10 protein-coding genes and 1 pseudogene are annotated in these 10,414 nt (G+C 46.2%); 4 read left to right on the forward strand and 7 right to left on the reverse strand.

Translation table 11 applies throughout. The features are described 5' to 3' along the window. Positions 1-153 precede the first annotated feature (153 nt). On the reverse strand, positions 154-1,422 hold the full coding sequence (locus tag FTV30_RS03730) for a replication-associated recombination protein A (RefSeq protein WP_100329543.1): 1,269 nt from the start codon (positions 1,420-1,422) through the stop codon (positions 154-156). Between the two features lie 265 nt (positions 1,423-1,687). Here FTV30_RS03730 and FTV30_RS03735 point away from each other — a divergent pair, with 265 nt between their 5' ends. Then, positions 1,688-3,826, forward strand: coding sequence for a bifunctional diguanylate cyclase/phosphodiesterase (locus FTV30_RS03735; RefSeq protein ID WP_180001044.1), 2,139 nt, complete (start codon positions 1,688-1,690; stop codon positions 3,824-3,826). Between the two features lie 17 nt (positions 3,827-3,843). On the opposite strand, the gene FTV30_RS03740 is transcribed toward FTV30_RS03735, so the two are convergent. After that, complete coding sequence (locus tag FTV30_RS03740) at positions 3,844-4,299, reverse strand: YcgN family cysteine cluster protein (RefSeq protein ID WP_171063370.1); 456 nt, start codon at positions 4,297-4,299, stop codon at positions 3,844-3,846. Positions 4,300-4,487: 188 nt separating this feature from the next. On the opposite strand from FTV30_RS03740, the gene FTV30_RS03745 reads away from it, so the two are divergent. Further along, the gene (locus FTV30_RS03745) at positions 4,488-4,646 is read left to right on the forward strand and encodes a DUF1328 domain-containing protein (protein WP_004647174.1); all 159 of its coding nucleotides are present in this window, start codon (positions 4,488-4,490) and stop codon (positions 4,644-4,646) included. 111 nt (positions 4,647-4,757) lie between these two features. Here FTV30_RS03745 and murJ read toward each other — a convergent pair whose 3' ends face one another. After that, entirely contained in the window at positions 4,758-6,308 is a 1,551-nt protein-coding gene (gene murJ / locus FTV30_RS03750; RefSeq protein ID WP_180001045.1) for a murein biosynthesis integral membrane protein MurJ, read from the reverse strand. Between the two features lie 54 nt (positions 6,309-6,362). After that, on the reverse strand, positions 6,363-6,959 hold the full coding sequence (ampD, locus tag FTV30_RS03755) for a 1,6-anhydro-N-acetylmuramyl-L-alanine amidase AmpD (RefSeq protein WP_005173355.1): 597 nt from the start codon (positions 6,957-6,959) through the stop codon (positions 6,363-6,365). Between the two features lie 180 nt (positions 6,960-7,139). Between ampD and nadC the strand changes: the two genes are divergently transcribed. Further along, a complete protein-coding gene (gene nadC / locus FTV30_RS03760; RefSeq protein WP_180001046.1) occupies positions 7,140-7,991 on the forward strand; it encodes a carboxylating nicotinate-nucleotide diphosphorylase in 852 nt (283 codons plus the stop codon). A gap of 93 nt (positions 7,992-8,084) precedes the next feature. On the opposite strand, the gene FTV30_RS03765 is transcribed toward nadC, so the two are convergent. Continuing rightward, positions 8,085-8,246: a hypothetical protein gene (locus FTV30_RS03765; RefSeq protein ID WP_180001047.1), complete on the reverse strand. Its 162-nt coding sequence runs from the start codon at positions 8,244-8,246 to the stop codon at positions 8,085-8,087. Between the two features lie 214 nt (positions 8,247-8,460). Further along, positions 8,461-9,177: a ribonuclease PH gene (gene rph / locus FTV30_RS03770; protein WP_005173362.1), complete on the reverse strand. Its 717-nt coding sequence runs from the start codon at positions 9,175-9,177 to the stop codon at positions 8,461-8,463. A 195-nt stretch (positions 9,178-9,372) separates the two neighbouring features. Between rph and FTV30_RS03775 the strand changes: the two genes are divergently transcribed. Then, complete coding sequence (locus FTV30_RS03775) at positions 9,373-10,065, forward strand: TetR family transcriptional regulator (protein WP_180001048.1); 693 nt, start codon at positions 9,373-9,375, stop codon at positions 10,063-10,065. 7 nt (positions 10,066-10,072) lie between these two features. Here the strand turns inward: FTV30_RS03775 and FTV30_RS16095 are convergent. After that, positions 10,073-10,414: pseudogene (locus FTV30_RS16095) on the reverse strand (RNA-guided endonuclease TnpB family protein); the annotation flags it as partial.

The following is a 10,414-nucleotide window of genomic DNA, read 5'->3' on the forward strand; positions in this document are numbered from 1 at the left end:
AGTGAGCTGATTGATTTAACTCAAGGTTTGCCGACCAGATTGATCGCCTACCCTCTAGGATGTTCTCTCCCTTAAAAAACATCCTAATTTCTGCCCAATTCGCCTTGAATTGGGCTTTTTTTTGCCTGAGTTTAATCTATTTGTGTACTGATATTATTGCTGCTGTTGTTGCCAACGGCGTTGCTGTAAGCGCTCTCCTTCAACTTCACGTTTATTGCGTGCCGACTCATACAGTTTGGTATCTTTCAGTTCTGGCGGCATATAGTCTTGCAGCACAAAATGCTCAGGATAATGATGCGGATACAGATAATCCACCCCGTAGCCCTGTTCTTTCATCAGCTTGGTCGGTGCATTTCTCAAATGCAAAGGCACCGGCAAATTCGAGGTTTTATCTGCAAGCTCCATCGCCTTGTTAATTGCCAGATAGGTGCTGTTACTTTTGGCACTGGTGGCTAAATACACCGCACATTGTCCTAAAATAATCCGGCATTCCGGCATTCCGACGGCCTGCACCGAACGGAAACATTCACCCGCCAGCAATAAGGCATTCGGATTAGAATTACCGATATCTTCAGAAGCTGCAATCAGCATACGGCGGGCAATAAATACCGGATCTTCACCGCCTTTGAGCATGCGTGCCATCCAGTACAGCGCTGCATCGGGATCACTGCCGCGAATTGATTTTATAAAAGCCGAGACCAGATCATAATGCTGTTCACCGGACTTGTCATAACGGGCAATATTTTGTTGTGCCACTTTCACCACCCCTGCATTGGTGATGATATTTTCCATATCCGGTTCAAAAGTACTGGCAATCAGATCAAGTAAATTCAATGCTTTACGGGCATCACCTGCTGCGAACTGCACCAAGGCATCAAATTCTTCAATCAGGATATGTCGTTCCTGCAAAAAACGGTCATTTTGCAAGGCTTGTGTGAGCAGAGTCTGAATCGATTCCGCACTCAACGCATTCAGGCTATACACCTGACAACGTGACAATAAGGCACTATTCACTTCAAAAGACGGGTTTTCGGTAGTGGCACCAATTAAGGTAATTTTCCCTTTTTCGACCGCATTTAACAGTGCATCCTGCTGGGATTTATTAAAGCGGTGAATTTCATCAATAAACACCACTGGCGTCAGCAGATCACCACCATCGGCAATCACTTCACGCAGCTCTTTCACTCCGGTATTCAGGGCAGACAGACTGATAAAAGGCCGATCTACCGCTTGTGCCAACAGTAAGGCAATGGTGGTTTTTCCAACGCCGGGTGGTCCCCAGAAAATAATCGACGGTAGATGACCCTGATCAATCATCTGGCGTAAGGGCGCCTGTTCCCCCAGCAAATGTTCCTGCCCGATAATCTCTGCAAGGTCACGTGGTCTTAAGCGTTCTGGAAGCGGGATATGACTATCTGACATGTTATTATTGGCTCAAACTAAATTCTGATCTCATTCTAACACCAGCAGTTTTGATTCCAAGATTGCAAACATAAAGCATAAAAAATTAATTTATGTAGAAATCCTCTATTTTTTTAATTCTGAATGAATTAATCTTCATAAAAGCAAGTAATTTGAACATGATTAATTGTGAATTAATTACAGTGTAATTTTCATATTGTTTATTCTAATTAAAAGAAACTTATGTCGCCCCCCTGGGTATTTTTTGGGTTGTATTGGTGAATGCATGAAGCATGATAAATTTGAACAGGGAGCTGTGAGCCAGTCGCAACCTCTGCTGGCAACATCACTGAGTTCAACCCCTGTTCATCTGTCTGAATTAATTCAGCTTCAAAAACTGATTGATGCCTTACCCCAACCTCTCTGGGTCAGTAGCAAAACACATCTGCACTATTTTAACGCCGCCATGACCGATTATCTTGGTGTGAACCTGAATGAACCGGGCAATATATCGTGGCAGAGTTTCATTCATACCGAGGACTTACAGCTGTTTTCGAAGCTGTGGCATGCGGCACTGGATCAGCATCAGAATTTTGAAACCCAGTGCCGGATTAAACGCAGCGATACCCATTATCGTATGTGTACGCTGGCGGTAAAATTTCATCATGATCCGGAAGATGTGTTGCAGTGGGCGGTTTCACTGACGGATGTGCATGATTATTTTGAAATCCAGCAACAACTATCTCAAATCGTTTCAACCCAGGAAAATATGCTGGATGCCAGCGCAGACTGCATCCATATTATCAGTCCTGAAGGTCAGATTCGGCATAGTAACCAGTCTGACGGTCTGACACCAGAAAGCGAAACAACAGCGCAAGATCAGGACAGTTCTTTGTCCTGGCTGAACCGTTTAGCACCTGAAGCCCGAAAATCTGCGCAACGTGCACTGAAACAGGCAGTCCTAGGCTTAAATAGCCGTTTTTCTAGCAAAACTCAGAGCAAAGACCAGCCAATCCAATATTGGGATCATCTGCTGACCCCGATTCTGGATCAGCACAATATTACCCAAAGCATCCTCTGTGTCTCACGCAATATCAGTCAGCAAAAAATTGCAGAAACCCGCTTAAAAGAAGCCATTAAACGAGATGAACTGACTGGTCTGTATAATCGCAGTACCTTCTATAAAACCTTTAAACAGGTGCTATTAAAAGCGCAACAACAGCAGACCAAGGCGGGTCTACTGCTGATTGATCTGGATTATTTCCGGCACATCAATGACACCTTGGGCCATATTGCTGGCGATCATCTACTCCATGTTCTGGGTCAGCGTTTCCAGGCCTGTTTCGGCCCGAATACCATTGTGGCCCGTTTGGGTGGAGATGAATTTGCAGTTCTGGTGAAAAATCTGGAAAGTGAAGAACAGCTGCTGGCCACGGCGCAACTGGCCTATAGCCAGCTGGATCAACCGATCAATTATATTGGCGACAGTATCAGCAGTGCTATGAGTATTGGCTGTGCCATCTATCCACGTGATGCCCTGAACACCTCGAATCTGTTGAAGTGTGCCGACATTGCCTTAAATGATCTGAAAAATAGTGGTCGTGGCGGCATCCGCATGTTTAATCAGGACATGTGTGGTTCGCTGGAAAATATGACCAAGCAGCTGACTTTGGCCCGCAAGATTATTCTGGCCGATCAGATCATTCCCTACTATCAACCCAAAGTTCGTCTGTCTGATGGTGTGGTGATTGGTTTTGAAGCGCTGTTACGCTGGCAAGATCAGGATCAGCAGGTGCAACTGCCTTCCGAGATTTTTGGTGCCTTTCAGGACTATGAGCTGGCCTCACGTATCAGTGAAACCATGCAGCTGAAAGTCTTTGCCGATATGAGTCGCTGGCAGGCCCAAGGACTGGATCTGTTGCCGATTTCAATCAATGCTGCACCGGTTGAATTTTTGCGCGATGACTATGCTGAAAAAATGTTGGCCCGCCTGTCCAATTTTGATATTCCTGTGAATAAGGTGGAACTGGAAATTACCGAACAGAGTCTGTCCGAGCATGGTGCCAATTATGTAATCCGGGCCCTGAACCTGCTGAAACAGGCCGGAATCCAGATCTCACTGGATGATTTCGGCACCGGGCATTCTTCACTAACCCGTTTACAAGACTATCCGGTGGATTGCATCAAAATTGACCGCAACTTCGTCGAGCGTATGAACAGTGACCCGTCCGCCTTGGCGATTGTCAAAGCCATTACCCAGATTGGTTCCAGTATTGCTTTGGATGTTCTGGTCGAAGGCATCGAAAATACCGAACAACTCGATACCCTGATCCATTGTGACTGTCAGATTGGACAAGGCTTTTATTTCTATCGTCCGATGGCCGGTGCTTCGGCTCAGGCCCTACTGCAGCCGGCAAATCAATAGCTACTTATCGCGGCAAATTAACGCACCCAACGCACGATATAGTCTTCGATGTCGTCTTCAGGAATGTCGGCTTCACTCAGGCAGCGCCCTGCTGCCGACTTGCGTGCCTGAATCACACTTTCCCGTGAACCGCTGATCAGATAATGCCAGGATGGCAGGCTTTTGCCCTGCTCGACCCGGCGATAAGCACAGCTTGAAGGCAACCAGTGAATCGTTTCCAATTTTTCTGGCGTGAGCTGAATACAGTCTGGCACATAGTGCAAACGCTCTGGATAATTGGAGCAACGCGCAGTCGTACAATCCAGCAGTTTGCAGGCCACTTTGGTATAAGCGACTTCCTGGGTATCTTCATCTTCCAGTTTAATCAGGCAACAGAGTCCGCAACCATCACACAAGGCTTCCCACTCGGCTTGCGTGAGTTCGGCAAGGCCATAGTTTTTCCAAAATTCGGGACGTAAAGTATCGGTCATGATCAGGTCGGCGCACTCAAAAATCAGCTGATTATAGCAGCCCAAACCGCGCAGACCTACCGCTCAAATTCTTATTACCATCACGTAAACTATTGTTAAATCATAGACAGTTCGTCAACAAAACACTAACAGTCGCTGGAATCGTTTATTTCTATACTAAATTTGAAAATAAAAACACATGGAGAATATATATGTTTCGCTGGGCTATTATTTTTGCTGTTATTGCATTAATTGCGAGTCTACTTGGTTTCGGTGGAGTAGCAGGCTTATCTAAGGATTTTGCAATTATCTTGTTAGTAATTGCGGTGATTCTTGCGATCGTTGGATTTCTTTCCCGCGGTAAGGTCTAGATTCAGTTTAGATTGAGTCGAAGCAAGTATGATCCTTCGAAAAAAACAAGAGCCTTCTGGCTCTTGTTTTTTTTATGGCTTTATTAAGCGAATATCAAGTTCAATATTCACTTAAGGTTTTAAATGATGCGGTCTAAAACCTGCCACCAGCAAGGCCGCCAGATAGGCCACCACACCAATGACACACAAGATGAGTACTTCTGCGACACGCATCCATTGCGACACATCGGCATTATACCAACTTAAGGCATAAGCCAAAGCTGCGATCATCACCACATTGGCAAACATGAATTGCAGGAAGATTTTTTTCCAGTGCGGGCCAAAGCGGAAAATATGACGCTTATGCAGATAGTAATAAAGCAGGCCGGCATTCACCATGGCTGAACCGGTCGATGCCAGTGCCAGTGCCATATGTTCTGCTTCCCAGTCAATCAACTTGAAGATACCGATAAAAATCACGTTCAGGATTGCATTGGCAGCCACAGCCATCAGACCGACACGCACCGGTGTTTTGGTATCCTGCTGTGCATAGAAACCCGGGGCAAAGACTTTAATCAACATAAAGGCAATCACACCACCGCTCATACATTGCAGCGCCAGAGCCGTCATTTGGGTATCTTCAAAGCTGAACTGACCACGTTCAAACAGGGCCTGAATGATCGGGGTCGACAGCATAAACAAGGCAATACTGGCCGGTAAACCTGCCATTACAATCACTTTAGCGGCCCAGTCCATCATGCCGCGGAATTTTTCCGGATTCTGCTCGGTATGTCGTGCCGATAAAGATGGCAAAATGACAGTACCAATCGCTACACCAATCAGGCCAAGCGGCAACTCGGTCATGCGCTCAGCACTATACAGCCAGGACACCGAACCATCCTGCATAAATGAAGCCCAGATGGTATTCAGCAGCAGGTTAATTTGCGTGACGGATACACCAAATAAAGCCGGCAGCATCAACTTCATGATGCGATCCACGCCTTCATGCTTGAAGTCAATTTTAGGTGGGATCAGCAGGTTTTTACGCCACAGTTCAGGAATCTGAATCGCCAGCTGTAAAATACCGGCAATGATGACTGCCCAGCCCAGTGCCATAATCGGCTCGGCCATATGCGGAGTCAGCCAGAGCGCACCAGCAATCATGGCGACATTGAGCAAGACCGGTGCAAAGGCCGGTGTACTAAAAGAGCCATAACTGTTCAGAATACTGCTGGCAAAAGCCGTCAGTGACATGAACAGTAAATAAGGAATGGTCAGGCGGAACATGTCAGTCGCCAAGGCGAATTTCTCAGGATCGCTATGGAAACCGGGCGCATAGATATACATGATCAACGGTGCAGCAATCACTGCGAACATGGTCAGCAGACTCATTACCGTTGCCAGACAGCCAAAGACCCGGCTAATCAGAATCTGCACTTCAGCATGGGTACGACTGGTTTTGTATTCGGTCAAAACCGGAATAAAGGCCTGTGAGAATGCCCCTTCGGCAAATAATCGCCTGAAAAAGTTTGGAATACGAAATGCGACCACGAAGGTATCGAAGTCCTTACCCGCACCAAAGACATTCAGTAAAACAATATCTCGAACCAATCCCAGTACACGTGACAACATGGTCATCGCACTGACAATGACGGTCGAACGCCAAAGCGCCATCCTATTCACCTAATGTATAAATTTGTGGCTATTGTAATGAAACCTCTGTCAGAAGTTCATTGCTTAATTGCATCCCTCAAGCGAGGTTGAGGTATTTTTATAATGCTGTAACTGGCAACGAAAATCAGCCCAGTTAAAATACGGTCCCGGATCGGTCTTACGGCCCGGGGCAATATCCGAATGTCCGGCAATATGCTGCTGAATTTTAGGATAATAATCTTGCAAACAGGCAGTGACTTTGATCAAGGCTGCATACTGTACCGGTTCAAAAGGCAAGTCGTCACTGCCTTCCAGCTCGATGCCAATCGAATAATCATTACATTCTTTTTTACCCAAATAGGTCGAACGTCCGGCATGCCAGGCACGGTCATTAAAATTGACGAATTGCAGTACCTCACCAGAACGCAAAATCAGCAGATGGGTCGAAACCTGCATCCCTTCAATGCTTTGAAAATAGGGATGGACTGACCAATCCAGTTGATTTTGAAAAAACTGTTCAATATAACCGCCGCCAAACTGTGAGGGTGGCAGACTGATGTTATGCACCACAATGAGCTGAATCTCGGTATTGTCCGGACGCTGGTTAAAATTGGGAGAGGGAATGTGACGTGCGCCCATCAGTTGTCCATTCTTAACCTGAAACTCGGCTGCCTGTTGCATAAAACCATTCTCTCCAAAAATAAAATCTGCACGATCAGGGTTGCAGCCGGCTTCATGCTAAAACTTTCAGGCACAAATCTCAATTCATCCCGGCAGACTGTAGGAAAAATCGCTCATTTTTTATGTAACAGTGCTAAGATAATGCGCAATTTTCACGGCTTAAAAGATACGGAAATACTCATGCGCATATCTCAAGCGTTGCTAGACCAGTCGATTCAGATCAATATCCAACAGGCACTTTCAGAAGATATTGGTGACGGTGATATTACTGCCCTGCTGACCCCTGAAGATGAACAGGCCACTGCCACGATCATCAGCCGTGAAGATATGGTACTGGCCGGGCAACCTTGGGTGAATGCCTTGATTCAGGCTTATGATCCAAGTGTTGAAGTCATCTGGCTAAAAAATGAGGGTGATCAGGTTCAAGCCAATGAAACTTTCCTGAAACTGGCCGGTTCTGCACGCAGTTTATTGACTGTGGAACGTCCTGCGCTGAATTTTGTCCAGACACTGTCTGCCGTTGCGACGAAAACAGCGCATTATGTCAAACAATTGGATGGCTTAAATACCAAGCTGCTGGATACCCGTAAAACCCTTCCTGGCCTGCGTATTGCACAAAAATATGCCGTTGCCATTGGTGGTGGTCAGAATCATCGTCTGGGTTTATTCGATGCCTTTTTGATTAAAGAAAATCATATTATGGCCGCTGGCGGAATTGTTCAGGCGATTGCCAAGGCACACCAGATTGCGCCGGGCAAACCGGTCGAAGTAGAAGTGGAAACCTGGGATGAACTGAATCAGGCCTTAGAGGCCAATGCGGATATCGTGATGCTGGATAATTTCAGCCAGCAGCAAATGATTGAGGCAGTACAGCATGTGGCCGGCCGCTGCAAACTGGAAGCATCTGGCAATATCACGATCGAAAATTTACGTGAAGTTGCCAGTAGCGGTGTCGATTATATTTCGATGGGTGTCTTGACCAAAGATGTCAAAGCTGTGGATTTATCGATGCGATTTAATGCTGAAGCCTAAATTCGATAGATGACCATTGAGGGTGCGAAGCACCCTTTTTTGATTTTTAGAAATTTTTTTGCATATATTTTGCTCAATTTTCTATTTTAGACCTTAATCATCATCGTCGTCCCGATTACCTCGACGATCGCGGTCATCATCGTCACCATCACGGTCGTTATATCTTCCGTTATCCTCCTCACGATCCTGATTTAACACTGAACGCTCGTCATCCTTCCGCTGATTGCCCCAGTCACAGGCGCTTAGTCCAAACATGCCCAGCAAAGACATTGCACAAATCCACTGTTTCATCTCGCATTCCTCATTGTGATATCGTTTGAATATCGGGGCAAAATAGATCTGGATCTAGCCGATTCATGTCGGAATTTTGTCAGGAAGTTTTGTGCTGCATTTTCAATGGGCTATATTCTGAAATTTCCGGCATAAAAAAACGCATCCGGAGATGCGTTTTATATTTGGCAGTAATGAATTACCAGCCCAAAGCTTGTTGCTGCTTTTTCACCAGCTCCTGAATGCCTTTCTCGGCCATTTCCAGCATGGCATCCGATTGGGCACGGGTAAATGGTTTGTCTTCCGCAGTGCCCTGAATTTCAATAAATTCACCGGCCTGTGTCATCACCACGTTCAAATCGGTTTGACAGTTCGAATCTTCTTCATAGCAAAGATCCAGTAATACTTCATCTTTGAAAATACCAACAGAAACCGCAGCTACCAGACCTTTTAATGGATCATGTTTGATTTTCTTTCTTTCCAGCAAAACATTCATGGCATCGACCAGCGCCACCGCAGCACCGGTAATCGCTGCAGTACGGGTACCGCCATCAGCCTGAATCACATCACAGTCAATGGTAATGGTATTTTCACCCAGCTTTTTCAGGTCAACCATTGAGCGCAAGCTACGACCGATCAGACGCTGGATTTCCTGGGTACGGCCACTCTGTTTGCCACGTGCCGCTTCGCGGTCGCTACGGGTATGGGTTGAACGTGGCAACATGCCATATTCAGCCGTCACCCAGCCCTGGCCCTGGCCTTTCAGGAAACGTGGAACAGAACTCTCTACACTGGCAGTGCACAGTACTTTGGTATGACCAAACTCAACCAATACCGAGCCTTCCGCATAACGTGTATAGTTACGGGTAATTTTCACTTCACGTAATTGATCTAATGCTCGTTGGTCGATACGCATGATAAGTCCTGTATAGGCTAAAAATAATTGCGGCTCAGTATAACAGAAGCCTTTGCCAAGATTGGTCAGCCGGATGATTGATTTACAAAATCGATGCATCAGAGTGCGGTTAAATATCGAAATTCTGCCGACCTGTGGCGCTACGATTTGCCTTAATTTTTGCTAGACTAAATCTCCCCTTGAGGAAACCCATTTATGTCCTTACGTGAAGATCGCAAGCAGCAAAGCCATCAGGCGCTACTGGATGCCACACTGGCCTTGAGCAGTCAGGGTCGCGCTTTTAGCACCATCAGTCTGCGTGAAGTCGCGCATGCCGTTGGACTGGTGCCCACGGCATTTTATCGGCATTTTCAGGATATGGAGCAGTTGGGACTAGAGCTGCTGGATCAGGTCGCGATTCATCTCAAGGGAGTGCTGAATCAACTGGGACAGGCCTATCTGTATCAGCCCAACACCCGGACTAAAACCGGAATTGAGCTATTTTTTCAGGCAGTCGAATATCACCCTGAACCCTGGATTTTTTTTGTTGCAGAACGCTGGGGGGGCTCGGCAATGTTACGTGCAGGAATAGAACGGGAAATTCGTTTTTTGACTGAAGATGTCATGCATGAACTGGAAAAAATGCAAGCCGCCCAACATATCCAGTCTTCGCAAGATTTGCAGGCACTGGCACAGATGCTGATTGATCTGTCGCTGAACTGGGCCATGGGCTGGATTCATCTGCAACATCAGGCTGATCCAGAGCTACGCCGCACCCAATCCAATGTCTTTAAAACCCAAAGCGTGCTACAGATGCAGCTTTTATTGCGAGGGATTTTGCACTGGCATCGAATTCCGACAAAAACAGCAGATCCCTCAATCAGTACAGAAACAAGTACTGTTCCTTAAAATGTAGTTAAACATAGTCAAGGACTAATTCGCACTCTGTTAATGTCTTGTTGCCAAACGTGTAACTAGAGCCTGAGTCGGTCAGTTCCGACTTATAGCGATCAGTCCGTTCTTGCAATATACGCTTTACAGTTTTGTAAGGCGTATAACGACTTATCTCATTGTCGTTTAATCTTGCAAGCACGTTTCTCGCAGCATTCCAATCAGCTTGCACAACTTCCCCATTAAAACGATGAAAGCGATCTCCCTTGCGTGTGCCTATTAAAAGCCCACGTAAGAAAGAATCACTTTGCGAAGTGTATGCAGAATTGACTAGATGCACCGTAGAACCTCTACGGTGAGATATACC

This window comes from Acinetobacter sp. YH12255 (genome assembly GCF_013417355.1).
GTDB classification, from domain to species: Bacteria; Pseudomonadota; Gammaproteobacteria; order Pseudomonadales; family Moraxellaceae; genus Acinetobacter; species Acinetobacter pseudolwoffii.

Coding starts and splice junctions, on each gene's coding strand:
- FTV30_RS03775 (WP_180001048.1), top strand. CDS start 9,373: ATGTCCTTACGTGAAGATCGCAAGCAGCAAAGCCATCAGGCGCTACTG.
- nadC (WP_180001046.1), top strand. CDS start 7,140: ATGCGCATATCTCAAGCGTTGCTAGACCAGTCGATTCAGATCAATATC.
- FTV30_RS03745 (WP_004647174.1), top strand. CDS start 4,488: ATGTTTCGCTGGGCTATTATTTTTGCTGTTATTGCATTAATTGCGAGT.
- rph (WP_005173362.1), bottom strand. CDS start 9,177: ATGCGTATCGACCAACGAGCATTAGATCAATTACGTGAAGTGAAAATT.
- FTV30_RS03730 (WP_100329543.1), bottom strand. CDS start 1,422: ATGTCAGATAGTCATATCCCGCTTCCAGAACGCTTAAGACCACGTGAC.
- ampD (WP_005173355.1), bottom strand. CDS start 6,959: ATGCAACAGGCAGCCGAGTTTCAGGTTAAGAATGGACAACTGATGGGC.
- FTV30_RS03765 (WP_180001047.1), bottom strand. CDS start 8,246: ATGTTTGGACTAAGCGCCTGTGACTGGGGCAATCAGCGGAAGGATGAC.
- FTV30_RS03735 (WP_180001044.1), top strand. CDS start 1,688: ATGAAGCATGATAAATTTGAACAGGGAGCTGTGAGCCAGTCGCAACCT.